We start from the raw sequence: 19788 nt of genomic DNA, 5'->3' as shown, positions 1-19788 counted from the left end.
TCAGGCGATCAATCCCGCGCGCCCGAAATAGTGGTCCGCAATCACCGGATCGTTCGCCAGGTCACTCGCCATGCCCTCGTGCACGATGCGCCCCTGCTCGAGCACCGCGGCGCGGTGCGCGGTCTGCAGCGCGAGGCGCGCGTTCTGCTCCACCAGCAGGATGGTCATGCCCTCGCGGTTGAGCTGCACCAGCGCGCGGAACACCTCCTTGATGATCACGGGCGCGAGCCCGAGGCTGGGCTCGTCGAGCATCAGCACGCGCGGGCGTGCCATCAGCGCGCGGCCGATCGCGAGCATCTGCTGCTGGCCGCCCGACAGCGAGCCCGAGAGCTGCTGGCGCCGGTCTTTCAGCACAGGGAACAGCGCGTGCACGCGCTCCAGGTCCTTCGCGTCGCTGCCGCGCACGCCGGCAGCCTGGCGGCCGAGCTCGAGGTTCTCGGCCACCGACAGGGGCGCGATCACGCGCCGGCCCTCGGGCACCTGGATGATGCCGGCGCGCGAACGCAGGTGCGCGGGCATGCGGCCCAGCGCCTGGCCTTCGAAGCGGATCTCGCCGCCCGTGGGCACGAGGCCCGAGAGCGCGTTCACCAGACTCGACTTGCCGGCGCCGTTGGGGCCGATCAGCGCGAAGATCTCGCCCTGCTTCACATGGAGGTTCACGCCGCGCAGCGCCTGGATGCCGCGGTAGTGGACGTCGAGGTTTCGAATCTCGAGCATGGTTCAGGCTCCCAGATAGGCTTCGACGACCTTCGGGTCGCGCCCCACCGCCTCGGGCAGACCGTCGGCGATCAGCCGGCCCGAGGCCAGCACGTACAGGTGCGAGCACAGCGACATGACGAAGCGCATGTTGTGCTCGATCAGCAGCACCGCCACGCCGCTGGCGGCGACGTTGCGGAAGATGCCCGCGAGGCTCTCGGCCTCGGCGTCGTTCATGCCGGCCACGGGCTCGTCGAGCAGCAGCAGCTTCGGGCTCGTGGCCAGCGCGCGCATCATCTCGATGCGCCGCTGGTGGCCGTACGAGAGGCTGCCCGCGCGGTGCTCGGCCAGCGCGGCCATGCCGAAGCGCTCGAGCAGTTCCATCGCGCGCGCATCGAGCTCGCGCGCCTCGGCGCGCGCCGACGGCAGGCCCAGCAGGTTGGCCCATAGGCCGGACTTCTCGTGACGATGGAAGCCCGCCACCACGTTCTCGCGCACGCTCGCATCGGGCACCAGCCGGATGTTCTGGAAGGTGCGCGCCACGCCGGCGCGCGCGAGCGCGGGCGCCTCGTCGCGCGATACGTCGCGGCCCTCGAGCAGCACCCGGCCCGCCGTCAGGTGCAGCAGCCCGGTGATCAGGTTGACCACCGTGGTCTTGCCCGCGCCGTTGGGGCCGATCAGGCCGGTGATCTGCCCGGCCGGCACCTGCAGGCTCAGGCCGTCGACCGCCGGCACGCCGCCGAAATGGCGGGCCACGCCTTCGAGAACCAAGGTCGCGGTCATGAGCGCACGCCTCCTTCGATCGATGTCTTGACGATGGGTGCCTTGGGCACCGCCGGTGCCGCGGGCGCGCGCGCCGCGTGGCCCGCCTGGCGCCGCAGCCGGCGGTCGTGCAGCAGCGCGATCGCGGTGTCGGCCACGCCGCGCGGCAGGTAGACGATCACCAGCATCAGCAGGATGCCCTGCACCACGTTGCGGTAGTCGGCGAACACGCGGAACAGCTCGGGCAGCGTGGTGAGGATGGCCGCGCCCACGAGCGCGCCCCACACCGAGGTGCGCCCGCCTAGCACCACCATCGCGAGCACCGCCACCAGCATGCCGAAGCCGAACTCGCCGGGCGTGATGGCGTAGCTGCTCGAGGCCTGCAGCGCGCCGCCCAGGCCCGCGAGCAGGCCCGAGAGGATGAAGGCGATGCGCTGGTGGTAGGGCACCGAGATGCCGAGCGACACGGCCACGGTCTCGTCCTCGCGGATCACGTCCATCGCGCGGCCGATGCTGTGGCGGCCCATCGCGGCCAGCAGCACCACCACCGCGACCACGATCAGCAGCAGCTCGCCGGTGCCGGCCACCTTCGGAATGCCGCTGATGCCGATCGCGCCGTTGGTCACGCTGGTCCAGTTCTGCGTGGCCGACAGCACGATCTGCACCATGGCCAGGGTGGCGACCGCCTGGAACACGCCGCGCAGCCGCGACAGCGGAAAGGCCAGCACGGCGCTCGCCGCGCCGCCGAGCGCGGTGCCCGCGGCGATCGCCGCCAGCGGCGGCCAGCCGGCCTTGACCACGAGCAGCGCGCAGCCATAGGCGCCGATGGCGGCGAAGCCCGCGCTGCCGAGCGAGAACACGCCCGCGCGCAGCACCACGTACTGGCTCATCGCGAGCATCGCGTAGACCAGGATGTGGTCGAACAGCGACTGGTAGGTGTAGAAGAAGTTCATCATGCGCGTTGCACCCGCATGGCGGCGGACGATTGACCGAACAGCCCGGTGGGCCGGACCAGGATGACGACGAACAGCGCGGTGAAGACGATCGCCTCCGCCACGCCCGAGGAGACGTAGGCCACCGCGAGCGTCTGCACGATGCCGATCGCGAGCCCCGCGATCAGCGCGCCCGGAATGCTGCCGAGCCCGCCGAGGATGATGATCACGAAGGCGCGCAGCAGCAGCGGCTCGCCCATCGCGAAGTGCACCGAGTTGAAGACCAGCCCGATCAGCACGCCGGCCATGCCCGCGAGCGCGCCCGAGATCAGGAACACCTGCATGTTCACCGGCCCGGGGTTGATGCCCAGCAGCCGCGAGGTCTGCTCCGAATAGGCCACGCAGCGGATGCGCTGGCCGAATCCGGTGCGGTAGAGGTACCAGACCAGGCCGAACACCATCGCCACCACCAGCGCCACGATCACCAGTTGCAGCAGCTGCACGCGCACGCCGCCGATGGTGTAGATGACCACCGGGAAGGCATCGAAGGGAAAGCGCATCACGGCCGTGTTCGACAGCTTCTGCGCCAGCGCCAGCAGCACCAGGTCGGCGCCGATCGACGAGACGATGGCCGAGAACTCCGGCGCGCCACGGCGGCGCAGCGGCCGGAACGCGAACAGGTCGAGCGCCACCGACACCAGCCCGCCCGCGAGCATGCCGATCAGCAAGGCGACGTAGATCGGCGCGTCGAGCACCGTGACCGCGTACAGGCCCGCGAACGCGCCCCACATGAACACCGAGCCGTGGGCCATGTTCATGATGTGGTTGACCCCGAACAGAAGGGTAAACCCGAGCGCGAACAGCGCGTAGACGCTGCCCACGACCACGCCATTGAGTAGTTGTTGCATCAGCATGGCGGCGATCATCGGAATGCGGCCCTTGGTTGTATGTCCCCTTGCGGTGGTACGGGTGCGCCCGGGGCCGCCGTCCCCCGCATGGGGACAGACGCGCGCGGCGGGCCTGCGGACACTGGGCGAAGCACTGTGCCGACCCTGGAGACCCCATGCGCTTTCCGCAACTGCCCGTCGAGGACGAGCTCGAGATCCGTTCCCTGTTCGCCCGCTACGGCCACCTGGCCGACGCCGGCGATCCCGACTTCGCCCAGCTGTTCACCGAGGACGCGAGCTGGACCCGCGCCAACTCGCCACCCGCCTCGCAGGGCGGCAGCGGCCTGCCGCCCGAAACCATCCACGGCCGCGACCATCTGCTCGCGCTGATGGAAGATGTGATGAAGAAGAAGTTCAGGCAGCGCATGCACCACCAGATGACCGACTTCTACGCCGTGCCCGGCGAAGGCGCCGACGAGGCCCACGGCCATGCGCGCGCGCTCATCACCGACTGGCGCGACGGCCCCGGCAAGATCGCGATGTTCGGCAAGTACGAGCTGCGCTTCCGGCGCACCGGCGAGGGCTGGCGCATCGCCGACATGACCGTGCGCGTGCTGCCGAGCGCGGATTGAGGAGCACCGACCCATGAACGCCACCGCCACCCTGTCCGTTCCCGACGCACCGGTCCTCGACGAGGACCCGTTCTCCGACGCGAACATCGCCGATCCCTATCCGCTGTTCGACCGCATGCGCGAGATGGCGCCCGCGGTCTACGTCGCGCCGCACGGCTACTACGCCGTCACGCGCCATGCCGAGGCCGGCATCGTCGCGAGCGACTTCGAGCGCTTCACGGTCGAGGGCGGCGTGGGCATGAGCGACATCCGCAAGCCCGGCGCCTGGCGCACGCGCAGCCCGATCTCGGAGATCGACCCGCCCGAGCACACGCGCGTGCGCGCCGCGCTGCAGCGCATCCTGTCGCCGCTGGTCGTGAAGAGCTGGAAGGAGAAGTTCGCGCAGCGCGCCGAGGAGATCGCCGAGGCCGCGGTGGCGCGCGGCCGCGTCGACGGCGTGGCCGACATCACCGAAGCCTACGTGCTCGAAGTGTTCCCGGCCGTGCTCGGCATCGCGGTGCCGCCCGAGCGCATCAAGCTCACGGGCGAGCTCAACTTCAACCAGCTCGGGCCGAACAACGAGCGCGTGGCGCAGGCGCTCGAGCGCGCCGCGCCGATCATGGACTGGTACCAGCAGGTGCTGCAGCGCGAGCACACGCTGCCCGGCGGCTTCGCCGAGAAGATCTACGAGGCCGAGGACGCGGGCCATTTCGACAAGGGGACGGCGCCGCTGCATGTGCGCTCCTTCTTCCGCGCCGGCGTCGACACCACCATCGCCGGCATCGGATCGACGCTCAAGCTGCTGGCCGAACACCCCGACCAGTTCGCGCTCGTGAAGGCCAACCCGGCGCTCATCAAGGGCGCGTTCGAGGAGGCGCTGCGCCTGGAATCGCCGGCACAGGTGATGTTCCGCACCACCACGGGCGAGGTCGAGCTCGGCGGCGTGCGGCTGCGCGCCGACACCAAGGTCGGCTACCACATGGGTGCCGCCAACCGCGACCCGCGCCAGTGGCCCGATCCGGCGCGTTTCGACGTCACGCGCCAGACCGCGGGCGTGCACCGCGCCTTCGGCGTGGGCGCGCACGTGTGCATCGGCCAGATGATCTCGCGGCTCGAGGCCGAGAGCATCCTCGGCGCGCTGGTGCGTCGCGTGCAACGCATCGAGCCCGCGGGCGCATCGCGCTGGCGGCCGGTGAACACGCTGCGCACGCTCGACGTGCTGCCGCTGCAGCTGGTGGCCGAATAGCTTCGGCACCGCTTCGGGTCGGTCCGTCCCCTGCGATGGGGACTGACGCAACCCGGATGCATGAAGACACTGCCATGGCCCCCTGAGAAAAACCGCGCACCTTCGCGCGCCCTTGGAGACACACCATGACCATGCATCGCAGAGCCGCCGTCGCCGGCGCGCTGCTTCTCGCCTTCAGCGGCCTCGCCTTCGGGCAGGGCAAGGAGATTCCCGTCGGCGTGTTCAACGCCATGACCGGCACCTACGCCTTCGGCGGCGTGCCGATCCAGAACGCCATGAAGCTGGCGCTGGAGGAAGCCAACGCGCAGGGGCTGCCCGGCGGCAACAAGTTCAGGATCGTCGAGGGCGACACCGCCGGCGACAAGGGCCAGGTCATCAACCTCGTCAACCAGTTCGGCAAGCGCGACAACGTGATGCTGATCCTCGGCCCCACGGTCAGCGCCGAGGCCCTGGCCGGCGCGCCGGTGGCCAACGACCTCAAGCTGCCGATCCTCGCCATCGGCAGCTCGCCCGGCATCCTCGCCACCGGCCCCTGGGCCTTCAAGATCCAGGCCACGCCGACCGACATCATGGGCTTCCTCGGCAAGCTGGCTTCCGAGAAGCTCGGCGTGAAGCGCGTGGTGCTGCTGCACGACCAGAGCAGCGACGGCTACATCGGCCAGAAAAACGCGCTGGCCGACTACTTCACCAAGGCCGGCGTCACCATCGCGGCCGACGAGAAGTTCATCTCCTCCGACTCCAACTTCCTCGCGCTCGCGACCAAGATCGCGACCACGCCCACCGACGCCATCTTCATCGCCGCGCCGGCCGAGGTCTCGGCCAACCTGATCCTGCAGATCCGCCAGGCCGGGCTCGAGTCGAAGGTCAAGTTCATCGGCCCGTCGACGCTGGGCTCGGCCGGCTTCATCAAGGCCGGCGGCAAGGCGGTCGAGGGCACCTACTTCGTGTCGGACTATTCGCCCAGCAATCCCTCGCCGATGAACCAGGCCTTCGTGAAGGCCTACCAGGCCAGGTACAAGGCCGCGCCCGACAACTGGGCCGGCATGGGCTACGCGCTGGGCCAGGTCGCGGTGCAGGCGGTGAAGAACGCCGGCCCGAACCCCGACCGCACGAAGATCCGCGACGAGCTCGCGAAGCTCAACAAGGTGCCGATGGTGCTGGGCAACGGCACCTGGAGCGTGGACGCGGGGCGCAACCCCAGCTATGGCGGCGTGCTGCTGCAGGTGAAGGGCGGGGAGTTCGTGGCGGTGCAGTGATCGCCTGAGCGGGGGTGGCAAGCGCGGACGCCGGGCTTGCCGCACAATGCGCCGTCCTTTCGACGCCCCCGGCCATGCCCCTTCCCAAGACCGGCCTGCTCGCGCAGGTCTCCGCCGCCCACCTCGTCAGCCACCTGCACATCATGGCGCTGCCCGCGCTGCTGCCGGTGTTGCCCGGCGCGTGGGGCCTGAGCTTCGTCGAGCTCGGCCTCGCGCTCAGCGTGTTCAACGTGGTGTCGGCGCTGGTGCAGGCGCCGCTGGGCTTCGCGGTCGACCGCTTCGGCGCGCGGCGCCTGCTGATGGCCGGCCTGCTGCTGGGCAGCGCGGCCTTCGGCTCGCTCGCGTTCTCGGGCCACTACGCCTGGCTGCTCGTCGCGATGGCGCTGGCGGGCATCGCCAACGGCGTCTACCACCCGGCCGACTACGCGATGCTCTCGGCCGGCATCGACGGCGCGCGCATGGGCAAGGCCTTCTCGGTCCACACCTTCGCGGGCTTCGTCGGTGGTGCCATCGCGCCGGCCCTGCTGATGGGCATCGCCAGCACGCTGGGGGTGCGCTGGGCCTTCGCCGCCACCGGCCTCGCGGGGCTGCTGGCCTGGGCCTTCCTGTTCGCGGGCGAGAAGCCGGCGCTCGCCGCGCGACCCGCGAGCAAGCCGAAGACCGCTGGCGGTAATGGGGCTGGCGTGCGCATCCTCACGCCCGCGATCCTCACGCTCACGTTGCTCTACGTGCTGCTGAGCCTCAGCACCAACTCGATCGGCAGCTTCTCGGTGTCGGCGCTGGTCGGCGGCTACGGCGTGAACCTCACCTGGGCCAATGCGGCGGTCACGGCCTTCCTGTTCGCCAGCGCCTTCGGCGTGCTGGCCGGCGGCGCGCTGGCCGACCGCACGCGCCGCCATGGCCTGGTGGCGGCCGTCGCGTTCGCGGGCGCGGCCGTGCTCGCGGCGCTCGCCGCCTGGGGCCGGCTGCCCGATCTCGCGCTCGTGCTGTGCCTGGGTGCCACCGGCTTCCTGACCGGCGTGATCACGCCCTCGCGCGACATGCTGGTGCGCGCCGCCGCACCGCCCGGCGCCGAGGGCCGTGCCTTCGGCATCGTCTCCACGGGCTTCAACATCGGCGGCGCGGTCGGCCCGATGCTGTTCGGCTGGCTGCTCGACCGCGGGCATTTCAGCGGCATCTTCTGGGCCGCGGTGGTCTTCATGGGGCTGACCGTGATGCTGACCCTGCTGCAGGAGCACCGCGCGGCGCGCGCGCCGCGGCCGCTGTCCCGCCCAGCCGCGGGCTGAGGAAGACGGGGCGGCGACCGACACGCCCTTGCCGCGCGGCTGGGCACACTCGGTCATCGACATCACCCGGGCGCACCGCGCGCTCCCACCGCATGCTGAGCTACGCAATCCAGAAGGTCGGCGACGACTTCCAGCAGACCCACCCGCAGGGCGAGACCACCCTCCTCGGTTTCATGGCCGCGATCGATGCCCATCCTTGGGAGCAGCAGCACAGCGAATGGAACGAACAGCAGGATGGCCCGCTGCCCGCGCTGGTGCTGCGTCACGAGGCCGACCAGCGCGAACTGTGGGTCACGCTGCTGGGCGACGGCACCGACCGGCGCGGCGAGTACCAGCTGCAGTCGGTGGCGATGCGCCCGCGCAAGGGTTTCTTCGGCAAGGGCAAGCTCGAGCAGGACGTGGCGGTGTTCGAGACCCGCGACCGCGGCGAGCTCGATCGGCTGTGCGAGCTGTTCTGCGACGGGCAGTACGAGGCCCTCGACCGCGAAGCGGGGCGGATGGCGGCGCGCGAGGACGACAGCGATTGATTCGCCGCGCCCCCGGGCGCTCTATCGGCCGGCGGGATTCGCGAGATTGACGGCCTTGCTGCCGGACAGCAGCTTCTTCGCTTCCGCCTCGTCGGCTCCCCTGACCGCCGCGCAAGTCATGCTGGGGCTGACGACGAAGTAGTTCGACGATGCCTTCGCGGCGTCGAACTTCAGCGAGTCCTCCTTCCACGTCGGCGTGAAGCCGCCGAAGCATTTCACCCCCAGGTAGTGCTCGCCGGGCGACACCTGGAATTCGGCGTGCTCTCCGGAGCCGATGCCGAAGATGTCCTTGCCATCCATCGCCACCGTGTAGCCATTGGCCGCGCCGACGATGCTGCTGATGCGGACCACCACCACCTTGGCGGCGACCGAAGCATCCGGGACCTCGGGCAACGGGCCGAGCCTGCCGGAGGTCGTGCCACAACCGGCGAGCAATGCGGCCGTGGCCGCCAACACGAGCGTCTTCATCATCCTGTCTCCCTCCTGGTGATTGAATGGATCGAGCAACACAGTTGCATCGATGCGCTTGCGAGCGCGCGAGATCATATCGCCGGGATGGCGCACCACGGCCCGCGCGCAGATTCACCGTTTTCCGTTATCCTCCGCCCCGCCCGGACACCAAGATCCGGCCCGTGCAAGAAGGGGCGTTCACCGCCCGGAGACGGAGAGAGACAGATGAATTCGATGGCGTTCTGGCGTCCGCTGCTCGCGGCCGCCACGATGGCGGCTGCGGTGCTGCCGGCTGCGGCGGTGCAGGTGGTGGTCGGGCAGGTGGCCCCGATGTCGGGGCTAGAGGCGCGGCAGGGACGGGCCTTCGGGGTCGGCCTCAAGCTGAGCTTCGACGCGATCAACAAGGCCGGCGGCATCAACGGCCACACGCTGGGCCTGGTGCGCAAGGACGACCTGGGCCAGCCCGAGCAGACCGTGGCGCTGACCAGGGCCCTGGTCGCGGAGAGCCGGCCGATGGTGCTCGCGGGCTACTTCGGCACGCGCAACATCGCGGCGCTCGTGGCCTCGGGCACGCTCGAGAAGGAGAAGCTCGCGCTGGTGGGCTATCGCTCGTCGGAGCTGCGCGCGCCGCCGCCGCTGCTGTTCAACATGCATGCCGACCTGCGCGAGGAGCTGACCAAGATCACGCGCCACCTCGCCACCATCGGCATCAACCGGCTCGGCGTCTTCTACGAGGACGTGCCCGCGTCCGGCGAACTGCTCAAGCTGATGGACGAGCTGGCCGCGGCCTCGTCGTCGCGCATCGTGGTGCGGGCCTCGTACCCGGCGGGCACCACCAAGGTGGGCGACGCCGCCGAGGCCTTCCTCAAGGAGCCGCCGCAGGCCATCGTGATGCTGACCAGCACCGGCGCCGCCGCGGCCTTCATCGAACGCTACCGCATGGCGCCCAAGGGCACGGCGCAATTGGTCGCGCATTCGGGCGTCGACGTGGAGCAGCTCTCGCAGCGGCTGTCGGAACAGCACATGCAGGGCATCGTGATCGCGCAGGTCACGCCGAGCCCGTTCCGCATCTCGAGCAAGCTGACGCGCGAGTTCATCGAGGCCACGGCCGGGCAGACGCTGGAGGTGCCGGTCAGCTACTCGATGTTCGAGGGCTACATCACGGGCCGCGTGATCGCCGAGGCCGTGCGCCGGCAGGGACGCACGCCCACGCGCGAAGGCATGGCGGCGGCGCTGGCCTCGCTGGTGAACTTCGACTTCGGTGGCTACGTGGTCGACCTCGGCCCCAATGCCGGCGGCAACGGCACGCGCTTCGTGGAGCTCACGATCCTCAGCAACGCGGGCAAGATCCGGCAGTAGCGAAACGGCGATGCGTCCGAAGACGGGAGCGGACTTCCGGACGCAGAGGACGCGAAGGTTCCGCGAAGGACGCAAAAGGAATGCAAGAAAAATTCTGAATTTCTCTTTCGCGCTCTTCGCGAAACCTTCGCGTCCTCTGCGTCCGGCTGTTCGTGCTTCATCTCAGGAGCCCGAACGATGGTGGTTCATTTCTTCGGGCCGAACAACGCGCCCAGCGCCCGTGCCGCCTTGACCAGCGGCGACGGCCGCAGCTGCTGATACTCCACGCGCAGCTCGGCGCGCAAGCCCTCGTCGATCTTTCCGGCGGGCAAGGCCAGCAGCAGTTCCAGCGTCTCGACCTGCCGCTCCACCTGCCCCACGTGGCCATAGCTGCGCGCGAGCCCGATGCGCGCCTTCACGACCTGGGCCGCGATGCCCTTGTCGGCCTCTTCGCCGCAGGCCTCCACCAGCGCCTCGCAGCAGGCCACGGCCTCCTCGTAGCGGCCGGCCTTGCGCAGGCGCACGCCGCGGTTGACGCTGGACTTCGCGGCATAGGTGCGCAGCGCGACCTCGGGCGCCTGCAGGCAGGTGTCGATCACATGGCCATAGAGCGCCAGCGCGGCATCCAGGTCGGTGTCGGCGATGGTGATCGCCTTGCAGAAGCGCGCATTGGCCACGCGCTCGCGCAGGTAGGCGACGTCGGAGCGGGCCCAGCGCACGATGATCGCGTCGTAGGTCTGCAGCTCCTCGGCGCGGCGGCCGAGCTTGTCGAGCTGCACCGCTCGGTTCGACATCGCGAGCGCGACGTCCTTCTCGGCCGAGGTCGAGAGTTCGTTGCCATAGCGCGCGATGACCTCGTCGTTGACCGCCAGCGCGGCCTCGCGCTGCGACAGGCAGCCCAGGCTGTAGCCCTTGCGCACCATCGCGTCGAGGCAATGGCGCCGCAGCTCGGGATGCAGCGATTCGACATGGGCCTGCAGCACCTCGTCGTAGCAGGCGATGGCCTCGCGGTGCTTGCCCTCCACGGCCAGCACGCGCCCGCGCTCGATGGTGGCGTCGATCTCGTCGCGCTGCGCCAGCGTCAGGTCCTCGTACTGGTCGCCATAGCTCACCGCCGCGCCCTGGCGCTGCAGCCGGTTGAGGCAGGTCAGCCGACTCGCCGCGGCCTTGGCCAGCGTGTCGCGCATCGATGCGCCGGTGGCATTCGGGAAGCGCGCGAGCAGCGCGTCGTAGACCGGCAGGGCGTCGGCCTCGCGGCCCAGCAGCATCATCAGCGCATAGGCCTGGTTGAGGTAGGCGCTCGCGACCACGCCCTCGACCTCGGCGCAGGTGTCGGCCGCGAAGGCCTGCAGCAGCGCCGCATAGGCGTCGACCGCGCGCTGGAACTGCAGGCGGCCGCGCCAGTGGGCCGCGAGCGCGTACTGCGCCTTCACCGCGATCGTGCGCAGGTCCTCGGCCGAATCCTTCGCGAAGCGCGCGACGAGCGCGGCGACCGCCGCGGCATAGCGCTCCTCGACCTCGATCACGGCGACCTCGATCGCGCGACCCTCCTCGTCCTTGCCGTCCGGGCGCGGATGCGCGGCGGGCGCCTGGGCCTGCAGGATGTCGCAGCGCAGGTCCATGGCGCGCGCGATGGCGCGGCGCAGCGCCGTGTCCTCCGCGCCACGGGCCTCGGTCCAGCCTTCGAGCGCGCGCAGCGCGGCCTCGACATCGCCGCGGGCCCAGAGAATCCTCGCGCGCTCGATGCGGCCGTGCACGCATTGCAGGCGCGTGTAGGCATCGGCGGACTCGGCATGCAGCGCATCGAGTTCCGAGAGCGCCGACAGCGCCTCGTCGCCGCGGTCGAGCGCGCGCAGGGCCCAGGCCTCGAGCAGCCGCGTGCGCGCCAGCTGCGGCTGCAGCAGCGCGCTGCGGTCGTCGCCGAAGCGATCGAGCAGGCGGCGGTAGCCGGCCAGCTCGCGTGCCGGGTCGTCGAGCGGCACCAGCTGGTCGAGCATCGCGAGCAGCAGCTCCTTGCGGACCTGCGCATCGGGATGCCCGGCATAGCGCGACCATTGCCATTCGGCCAGTTCGTCGGCGCGGTCCTCATCGTCGGGCTCGGCATCGCGGTCGCGCAGCAGCTGTGCCTTGACGCGCAGGATGCGGTTCACGCAGCGCAACACGGTGGCATCGTCGCTGTCCGCATGCGGGTCCAGCACGGCATCGCAGGCCGCGAGCAGGCGCTCCTCGAGGTCCTCGTCCTGCGCGCCGCGCAGCAGGTCGCGCTGCAAGGCGAGCGCGAGGTCGGTGCGCGCCAGTGCGAGGGTCTGGCGCCGCTCGGGCTCGGCGGCATCGGCGTGCGCGGCGATCAGGGTGTGCAGCAGCGTACGGGCTTCCTCGTTGCGGCCCAGCGTCTCGAGCAGGCGTGCATGGGCATGCTGCGCGTCGGCGGCTCGTGCCTTCAGCGCGGGTTCCGTGGCGGCTTGCAGGTCCTCATGCAGGGCCGCGTATTTCTTCAGCGCCTCGTCGTGGTAGTCGAGCTCCGCCAGCATCCGGGCCTGCACGGCGCGCACGCGGGCCACGAGCACGCGCGTCGCGGGCCAGTCGTCGCCGCCGAAGCGCCGCGCCAGGTCCTCGCAATGCCGCACCATGTCGACCCGCGCGAAGGTCGCGCCGCCGGCGGCGCGCAGCCTCGCCTCTTCGAGCCCCGCCGCGACGATCCATTCGCGCAGCGCCGGCGACTGCGCCTGCTCGAAGCGGCGCTGCACCTCCCGCAGCAGGCCCAGCGCGGCCTCGGCGTGGCCGGTCGCAGCCAGCGCGCGAGCCTTCTCGCATTGCGCACGCGCGATCCACGGCCAGGCCGCGACCGGCGCGAACACCGGCGCCAGCACATCGCGCGCACCGGGCTCGAAATGCGCGCACAGCGCATCGGCCACCGCCACCACCTCGGCCGTGCGCCCGAGCGCACCCAGTGCCTCGACCTGCCGGAACCAGGCCGAGGCCAGGTGCTCCTGCAGGTCGGGCGAGGCACTGTCGGCGGGCGTGCTCAGCGGCAGCAGCCGCGCGACAAGCGCTTCGGCCTCCGCGAGGGCCGATGCGGCGGTGGCAAGGTTGGCGAAGCGAGGCGAAGGGTCCGGGCGATCGATGTCGTGCAATCTCGTGTCCTGGCTGGGGCTCTGCGCTTCATTCTCGCCGCCGGCCGGCAGGCTTGCAGTTCACCAGAACGAATCGTCCTCGCGTGCCTTCACCACGCGCAGCCGGTGCTCGGCGATGCGGCGGATCAAGTCCTCGGGCAGCGGCTCGTCATAGCGCACCTTGAGCAGTTCCTTGGTGGTCTGGTGCCCCGCCAGCTCCTTGCGGAACGCCTCGAGCGCCGCGGCCGAGGGCGCGAAGCCCAGGTGGGCCTTGTGCGCCGAGAAGGCGAACAGGAAGCGCGGCTCGATGAAAAAGGGCGTGCCCCACTTGATGGCCTCCTGGGCCTCGGGTGCCACGCGCCGCAGCAGCGCGCGCAGGCGCCGCAGGTGCGCATGGGCCTCGGGCGGGGCGGCGGCGATGTAGTCGTCGATCGTGGCGGGCGCCTTGGTGGCCATCTCGTTCATCTCCTTCGCGTTCATCCGCCCCTGCCCTGCACGTCCTTCGGCGAGCGGCCGAACCTCGCCTTGAAGGCACGGCTGAAATGGCTGAGGTCGGTGAAGCCGAACTCGAGCGCGGCCTGCGACACCTGTCGCACGCGCCCTTCGGCGAGCGCGCGGTAGCTGGCCTCGAGCCGCTGCTGCCAGAGCCAACGGCCGGGCGTGGTGCCCTCGGCGGCGAACAGCCGCATCAGCGTGCGCAGCGACAGGTGGCAGTCGCGCGCGATGGTCTCGCCGTCGAGCGTCGGGTCGCCGAGCCGGGCACGGAGGTAGCGCTTCACGGCCGCCAGGCGCCCGTCGCGCGCGCCGGCCTCGACCTGCGAGGGCGCGAGCTCCGCCTCGAGCGCCGTCGACCAGATGTCCATCGCGGCCTGCGCGAGCGCCGGTGGCGCATCGTCGTGCAGCGCCATCAGCTGCTGCAGCACCGACCCCGCGAGCGCGGCCAGCTTGGCGTCGCGGCCGACCGGCCGGGCCACGAACTCGTCGGCCGCGCCGATGCGGCTGGTCAGCAGCGCGCGCGGGATCGCGACCATGACCGCATGCGACCACTCGCCGAACTCGAGACTGAAGGGGCGCGACTGGTCGTGCAGCACCATGTCGCCTGGGCGCATGCTCACGCGCCGCTCGTCCTGGCTGAAGCGCGTGTTGCCGCCGAGCGCGAACCAGAGAAAGAAGTCGTCGCGCGGATCGCGCCGGATGTCGGTGGCGCCGCGCGTGACGCGGATCGTCGCCGCGCCGGGCAGCTTCGATTCGATCTCGTTGAGCGCGAGCGCGCCCAGCCCGCGCTGCGACACCCTGGCGCGAAACGCCGCGCCGCCCGGCGCGTTCGCGCACTGCGTGACCGAGTAGCTGCGGCACGTGACCTGGTGCCACTTCTCGAAGCTGTCGCCGGGTTCGACCAGGGTTTTCATGGAACGGATGGCAGGTGGAGAACAAAGCTTGGCAAGCCGGGGCCAGCGCGGACGGCCGGCGCGACCCAAGATCGCCGCACCCGCCACCATCCGACTCAACCACCGAGGGGCCAATATGCCTTATCAGATCGATCGCATCAATCCGGCGACCACCGCCGTCATCGTCGTCGACATGCAGAACGACTTCGTCGCCGAGGGCGCCCAGCTGCGCTCGGCCCAGGCCGCGGCCATGGTGCCGACCTTGGCGCGCACCCTGGCCACCTGCCGCGAGCGCGGCATCCGCGTGATCTACACCGCGCACGTGCACCGGCGCGACGGCTGCGACATGGGCCTGTACGACGACCTCTACGGCCCGATCGCCGACCGCAGCGCGCTGGTCGACGAGACACCCGGCAGCGAGATCTTCGCGGCGCTCGCGCCGGCCGCGGGCGAGCACGTGGTCAAGAAGCACCGCTACAGCGGCTTCTTCGCGACCGACCTCGACCTGATCCTGCGCGAATGGGGCATCGACACCGTGGCGATCACCGGCACCACCACCGAGAACTGCTGCCATGCGACGGCGCGCGACGCGATGTTCCGCAACTACAAGGTGGCCTTCCTGTCGGATGCGACCGGCACCTTCGACTACCCCGACGTGGGCCAGGGCGCGATGCCGGCCGAGGCGGTGCACGAGGCCACGCTGACCATCCTGGCCTTCTCGACCGCGCATGTGATGACGAGCGAGGAGTTCGTCGCGCGGATCGATCGCTGAGCAGGCGCGACGGACCGAGCCGGACTGGATCTCAGGGCTTGAGCACGACGAGCAGCGCGATGGCGCCGAACGCGGCGATGCACAACGCCGGACCGATCCGGATCCACGCGCGCTCGCGGACGTTCGTGCCTTCGAGCTGCCTTCGGAGGCAGGCCGACAGCACGCCGTGCAGCCCCGACAGCGCGAACACCAGCACCAGCTTCGCGTAAAGCCAGCCCGCGCCGAACCAGCCGCCCAGGCTCGCGAGCGCGATCCCCAGGCCCCACGCCGCCACCATCGCCGGCACGGTGACGCGGCGGTCCCAGCGCAGGAAGGCCTGCCCCATGCGCTTCTCGTGCGGCAGCAGCACGCCGCCCGAACGGCCGAGCGCGGCGATCGCCACGCCGAGCAGCAGCAGGCCGCCGGTCCAGGCGAGCACCGCGGCCAGGTGCAGGGCCTTGAGCCACAGGTAGATCATGGAGAAGCCGGCGCGCGATCGAGCAGCTTCCAGCTGTAGAAGCCACCGCCCGGCAGGCAGGCGAAGAGCACGAGCTTGAAGCCCATGCGCGCGGAGACGTCCTCGAGCGTCGCCGCGTTCGCGACCTTCCAGCAGAAGCCCAGGAAGACGAGGCCATGCAGCGGCCCCATGAGGCTCACGGCCCATGGCAGGCCGGCGAGGTGTTTCATCGGCACCGCGACCAGCAGCAGGACCAGCAGCGTGGCGGCTTCGAGCAGGCAGAAAAGCCGGAGACGGGAAAGGCGCAGGGCTCGGGACGGCAAGAGCAACTCCATGGCGGGAACCTCCATAGTCTCCCGGTGCATGGCCCGAAGCGAAAGTGGCCGGATTGACAAGCTTCGACTGTTTTCCGCCAACCATGGAAGAATCCGCCGCCATGACACCCCGTGCCCCGACCAACACGCCGCACCGGCTCGCGGTGCTCGCCCTGCCCGGCCTCATCGCCTTCGATCTCGCGAGCGCCTGCGAGGTCTTCGGCCATGCGGAGCTCGGGCCCGGCCAGCCCTGCTACCGCATCGCGGTCTGCGGCGAACGGAAGTCCTTCGACAACGGCAGCTTCACGCTCACGGTCCGGCACGGGCTCTCGGTGCTCGATGAGGCGCAGACCATCGTCGTGCCCGGCATCGCCGATCCCGCGGCACCGATCGGCCGCGCCGTGCTGCAGGCACTGCGCGCGGCCTCGGCACGCGGCGCGCGCATCGCCTCCATCTGCTCGGGCGCCTTCGTGCTGGCGCAGGCCGGCCTGCTCGACGGACTGAGCGCCACCACGCACTGGGTCGCGGCGCCGCTGCTCGCCGAGCTCCATCCGCGGGTGGAGGTCGATGCCAAGGTGCTCTACATCGACCACGGCCGGATCCTGACCTCCGCGGGCGCGGCGGCGGGCCTGGACCTGTGCCTGCACATGGTGCGCAAGGACTTCGGCGCGGCCGTCGCGGCGCGGGTGGCGCGGCTGTCGGTGGTGCCGCTGCATCGCGAGGGCGGCCAGGCCCAGTTCATCCAGCCGCTCGACCTGCCCGCCGACCGCGACCTGCAGCCGCTGCTCGCATGGGTGGAGCGCAACCTGCACCGGCCGCTGTCGCTCGACGATCTCGCGCGCCAGGCCTGCAGCAGCCAGCGAACCTTGAACCGGCGCTTCCAGGACCAGTTCGGCGTCTCGCCCGCGCAATGGCTGATCCGCGCGCGCGTGCGCCGCGCGCAGGAGCTGCTGGAACGCACGCGCCTGGGCGTCGAGCAGATCGTCGCCAAGGTCGGGCTGGGATCGGCGGCGAACTTCAGGGCGCAGTTCCAGCGCGTGGCGGGCGTGAGTCCGAGCGCATACCGCCGCAGCTTCGGCGCGAGGTCGAGGGCCTGAACTCCGCGGCGCCGCGCGACTACGAATCCTTGTAGTCGCGTGCTCCCGCGGCAAAAACGGCAGTAGAGTCTTCCCGAAAAGAAAACGTTTGCCCCATCGGCTCGACGCTGCTGCACCGACGAACGCCAAGCTTCATACCTTCGACTGATATTCGTTGTCGAAGGTAGTGGAATGGATGTATCGCCATTGCAATTTGGTTGCAGCTTATTACCGCCGATCGACACGAGCTTCTCTACAGTGCTCGGTTTTTCGCCTTCACGCTTCGTTGCAGGGAGTTTCATGCCCACGCCCGCCTCCAGCCGGGGCCGCAAGATCACCGCGACCTCCGACGCCATGCCCGTGCTCGACGGGATGGCCGCGCTCGAACCCGTCCTGATCGAGGGCGAGGAAGCACTGAGCCGCCCCTATCGCTACACGCTCACGCTGACCACGCCGGAGTCGTCCACCATCGATGCGCGCTCGGCCGCGAACATCAAGCTCAAGCCGCTGATCGGCGAGGAGTTCGGCGTCCACATCCTGCTCGACGGCCGCCCCGGCGGCGCGCAGCAGCAGCGCCATCTCTCGGGGCTCGTGACGCGGGCGCGCTTCCTGCGCCTGGAGGGCCGGCGCGCGCTCCATGAAGTGGTCATCGAATCGTGGCTGAGCCTGGCCCAGCGCACGCAGGACTTCCGCATCTTCCAGAACAGGAACGTGCTCGACATCGTCGGCGAGGTGCTCGGCGCCTACGGCTTCGCGCTCTCGATCCGGGCCACGGGCAGCTACCCGCCGCGCGAGTTCGTGGTGCAGTACGGCGAGACCGACTACGACTTCGCGAGCCGCCTGCTGCACGAGTGGGGCCTCTACTACTACTTCGAGCACGCGGCCAACAGCCACACGCTGGTGATCGTCGACGACATGCAGGCGCACGGCCCCTTTCCCGCCGGCGGCTACGAGCGCATTCCCTTCAGCGCCGCCGAGGCCTCGTCCAACGAGGAACACTGCCACCACTTCCAGCTCGCCGAAGCCTTGCAGAGCGGCCAGTGGGTCACGGGCGACTTCGACTTCACGCGGCCCAAGGCCGACCTGCTGCGCACCAAGGCGATGCCGCGCCGCACCCGGCATGCGGCGCGCGAGGTGTTCGCCTGGCCTGGCAACTACGCGGCCGAGGCCGATGGCGAGCAGATCGCGCGCGCACGGATGGAGGAGACCGGCGCGCCCGGCCAGGTCGCCAGCGGCGCGGGCAACCTGCGCGGCCTGGCGGCCGGCTACCGCTTCACGCTGACCGACCACCCGCAGGACAGCGCGAATGCCGACTATCTCGTGACCGCCACGCGGCTGTCGCTGCAGGAAGCGGGCGACGCGACGGGGCAGGAGGAGTTCCGCTGCCGGGTCGAGTTCGAGGTGCTGCCGGCGAACAACATCTTCCGCCCCACGCCCGACGCGATCAAGCCGCGCACCACGGGCCCGCAGACGGCGGTGGTCACCGGCCCCGCGGGGCGCGAGATCTGGACCGACCATTACGGGCGCGTGAAGCTCAGCTTCCACTGGAACCGCTACTGCAGCAAGGACGAGAGCAGCTCGTGCTGGGTGCGCGTGTCCTCGCCCTGGGCCGGCAGCAACTTCGGCGGCATGCAGATCCCGCGCGTGGGCCAGGAGGTGGTGGTCGACTTCGAGTACGGCGACCCCGACCGCCCGCTGATCACGGGCCGGGTCTACAACGCGGACAACATGCCGCCCTGGGACCTGCCCGCCAACGCCACGCAGAGCGGCCTGCTCTCGCGCAGCTCCGAGGGCGGCAACGCCGCGAACGCGAACGCGCTGCGCTTCGAGGACAAGCTCGGCGAGGAGCAGCTGTGGCTGCACGCGGAGCGCGACCAGTTGCTCGAGGTCGAGAACGACGAGGTCCACACCGTGGGCCGCGACCGCAGCAAGACCGTCGAGCGCGACGAGACCCACCATGTCAAGAACGACCGCACCCGAACCGTCGACCGCAACGAGACGGTCACGATCCACGGCCAGCGCGCCGAGACCGTGGACGGCGACGAGGCGGTCAGCGTCAAGTCGAACCGCAGCCATGCCGTCACCGGCACCGAGACCCTGACGGTCACGGGCGACCAGACGCACATCGCCAAGGCCCACCGCACCGCCAGCGTCACGGGCAACCAGTCCACCTCGGTCACGGGCACGGATTCGCTGACGGTCACCAAGGCCCGCACCGTCACGGCGCAGGACAACGACCTGTGGAACGTCACGCTGGCCCAGACCACCACCATCGGGCAGGCCTACCAGGTCTCGGCCCGCTCGCACACCGCGACCTACAACGACGCGATGACGCTCAACGTGCCGGCCGGCCCGGCCTCGGCCACCGCGCAGGGCGACGTCTCGCTGACCAGCTCGGCCGCCAACCTGTTCGGAACGGCCGCCCTCAACATGGGCCTGCTGGCGCAGGGCGGCGACTTCTCGGCCGTGGCCTCGGGCAGCGTGGGCGTGAGCGCCGAGGGCGGCACGCTCGACACCTTCGCCTCGGGCGCCATGACGCATGCGAGCCCAACCAGCGTGGTGCTCAACGTCGACGGCACGGCGGTGGAGGTGACGCCGGGGCGCATCGTGCTGCGCGCGGGCAGCGCCACGCTGATGCTCGACGAATCGGGTGTCACGGTGAACGGCACCAAGATCTTCCTGAACTGCTGAGGGCCGC

19 protein-coding genes are annotated in these 19788 nt (G+C 70.5%); 9 read left to right on the top strand and 10 right to left on the bottom strand.

What is annotated here, in order from left to right; all coding sequences use genetic code 11:
- The 4 genes from AC1HIL_RS39630 to AC1HIL_RS39615 are packed head-to-tail and all read right to left on the bottom strand — an operon-like array spanning position 1 to position 3316.
- Positions 1-717, bottom strand: a complete 717-nt coding sequence (locus AC1HIL_RS39630) for an ABC transporter ATP-binding protein (protein ID WP_479669456.1) — start codon at positions 715-717, stop codon at positions 1-3.
- A 3-nt stretch (positions 718-720) separates the two neighbouring features.
- The gene (locus tag AC1HIL_RS39625) at positions 721-1479 is read right to left on the bottom strand and encodes an ABC transporter ATP-binding protein (RefSeq protein ID WP_057594135.1); all 759 of its coding nucleotides are present in this window, start codon (positions 1477-1479) and stop codon (positions 721-723) included.
- Positions 1476-2414, bottom strand: a complete 939-nt coding sequence (locus tag AC1HIL_RS39620; RefSeq protein ID WP_479669457.1) for a branched-chain amino acid ABC transporter permease — start codon at positions 2412-2414, stop codon at positions 1476-1478. The genes AC1HIL_RS39625 and AC1HIL_RS39620 overlap by 4 nt, the downstream gene beginning before the upstream one ends.
- Positions 2411-3316 (bottom strand): branched-chain amino acid ABC transporter permease, encoded by a 906-nt coding sequence (locus tag AC1HIL_RS39615; protein WP_256222704.1) that lies wholly within the window; start codon positions 3314-3316, stop codon positions 2411-2413. The genes AC1HIL_RS39620 and AC1HIL_RS39615 overlap by 4 nt, the downstream gene beginning before the upstream one ends.
- 137 nt (positions 3317-3453) lie before the next feature.
- Here AC1HIL_RS39615 and AC1HIL_RS39610 point away from each other — a divergent pair, with 137 nt between their 5' ends.
- The 5 genes from AC1HIL_RS39610 (at position 3454) to AC1HIL_RS39590 (ending at position 8203) form a co-directional block, all read left to right on the top strand.
- Positions 3454-3909, top strand: coding sequence for a nuclear transport factor 2 family protein (locus AC1HIL_RS39610; protein ID WP_057594134.1), 456 nt, complete (start codon positions 3454-3456; stop codon positions 3907-3909).
- A 13-nt stretch (positions 3910-3922) separates the two neighbouring features.
- On the top strand, positions 3923-5134 hold the full coding sequence (locus tag AC1HIL_RS39605) for a cytochrome P450 (RefSeq protein WP_479669458.1): 1212 nt from the start codon (positions 3923-3925) through the stop codon (positions 5132-5134).
- 125 nt (positions 5135-5259) lie between these two features.
- Entirely contained in the window at positions 5260-6390 is a 1131-nt protein-coding gene (locus tag AC1HIL_RS39600) for an ABC transporter substrate-binding protein (RefSeq protein WP_479669459.1), read from the top strand.
- Positions 6391-6464: 74 nt separating this feature from the next.
- The gene (locus tag AC1HIL_RS39595; RefSeq protein ID WP_479669460.1) at positions 6465-7676 is read left to right on the top strand and encodes an MFS transporter; all 1212 of its coding nucleotides are present in this window, start codon (positions 6465-6467) and stop codon (positions 7674-7676) included.
- A 92-nt stretch (positions 7677-7768) separates the two neighbouring features.
- A complete protein-coding gene (locus AC1HIL_RS39590; RefSeq protein WP_479669461.1) occupies positions 7769-8203 on the top strand; it encodes a hypothetical protein in 435 nt (144 codons plus the stop codon).
- 21 nt (positions 8204-8224) lie between these two features.
- On the opposite strand, the gene AC1HIL_RS39585 is transcribed toward AC1HIL_RS39590, so the two are convergent.
- A complete protein-coding gene (locus AC1HIL_RS39585; RefSeq protein WP_143129232.1) occupies positions 8225-8674 on the bottom strand; it encodes a hypothetical protein in 450 nt (149 codons plus the stop codon).
- 204 nt (positions 8675-8878) lie between these two features.
- Here AC1HIL_RS39585 and AC1HIL_RS39580 point away from each other — a divergent pair, with 204 nt between their 5' ends.
- Positions 8879-10012, top strand: coding sequence for an ABC transporter substrate-binding protein (locus tag AC1HIL_RS39580; RefSeq protein WP_413765629.1), 1134 nt, complete (start codon positions 8879-8881; stop codon positions 10010-10012).
- A gap of 185 nt (positions 10013-10197) precedes the next feature.
- On the opposite strand, the gene AC1HIL_RS39575 is transcribed toward AC1HIL_RS39580, so the two are convergent.
- Genes AC1HIL_RS39575 through AC1HIL_RS39565 form a run of 3 tightly spaced genes read right to left on the bottom strand, consistent with a single transcriptional unit; the run spans position 10198 to position 14513 of the window.
- Positions 10198-13125, bottom strand: coding sequence for a hypothetical protein (locus AC1HIL_RS39575; protein WP_479669462.1), 2928 nt, complete (start codon positions 13123-13125; stop codon positions 10198-10200).
- A 60-nt stretch (positions 13126-13185) separates the two neighbouring features.
- Complete coding sequence (locus AC1HIL_RS39570) at positions 13186-13560, bottom strand: iron chaperone (protein WP_479669463.1); 375 nt, start codon at positions 13558-13560, stop codon at positions 13186-13188.
- Positions 13561-13580: 20 nt separating this feature from the next.
- Positions 13581-14513, bottom strand: coding sequence for a helix-turn-helix domain-containing protein (locus AC1HIL_RS39565; RefSeq protein ID WP_479669464.1), 933 nt, complete (start codon positions 14511-14513; stop codon positions 13581-13583).
- Between the two features lie 115 nt (positions 14514-14628).
- On the opposite strand from AC1HIL_RS39565, the gene AC1HIL_RS39560 reads away from it, so the two are divergent.
- Positions 14629-15264, top strand: coding sequence for a cysteine hydrolase family protein (locus AC1HIL_RS39560; protein WP_057594126.1), 636 nt, complete (start codon positions 14629-14631; stop codon positions 15262-15264).
- A 31-nt stretch (positions 15265-15295) separates the two neighbouring features.
- On the opposite strand, the gene AC1HIL_RS39555 is transcribed toward AC1HIL_RS39560, so the two are convergent.
- Together AC1HIL_RS39555 and AC1HIL_RS39550 are read right to left on the bottom strand one after the other, a co-directional pair.
- Positions 15296-15721, bottom strand: a complete 426-nt coding sequence (locus AC1HIL_RS39555) for a CopD family protein (protein ID WP_413765633.1) — start codon at positions 15719-15721, stop codon at positions 15296-15298.
- Positions 15718-16035: a DUF3817 domain-containing protein gene (locus tag AC1HIL_RS39550; protein WP_479669465.1), complete on the bottom strand. Its 318-nt coding sequence runs from the start codon at positions 16033-16035 to the stop codon at positions 15718-15720. The genes AC1HIL_RS39555 and AC1HIL_RS39550 overlap by 4 nt, the downstream gene beginning before the upstream one ends.
- Before the next feature lie 101 nt (positions 16036-16136).
- Between AC1HIL_RS39550 and AC1HIL_RS39545 the strand changes: the two genes are divergently transcribed.
- Together AC1HIL_RS39545 and AC1HIL_RS39540 are read left to right on the top strand one after the other, a co-directional pair.
- Positions 16137-17111, top strand: coding sequence for a GlxA family transcriptional regulator (locus AC1HIL_RS39545; RefSeq protein WP_479669466.1), 975 nt, complete (start codon positions 16137-16139; stop codon positions 17109-17111).
- Between the two features lie 279 nt (positions 17112-17390).
- Positions 17391-19781 carry a type VI secretion system Vgr family protein gene (locus AC1HIL_RS39540; protein ID WP_479669467.1) on the top strand — a complete coding sequence of 797 codons (2391 nt, stop codon included), beginning with the start codon at positions 17391-17393 and terminating at the stop codon, positions 19779-19781.
- Positions 19782-19788: the final 7 nt, after the last annotated feature.

The sequence above is a fragment of the Variovorax sp. ISS6 genome, assembly GCF_056523145.1.
The sequence above is the reverse complement of the archived record's forward strand: the minus strand, read 5'-3'. Positions and strand labels throughout refer to the sequence as shown.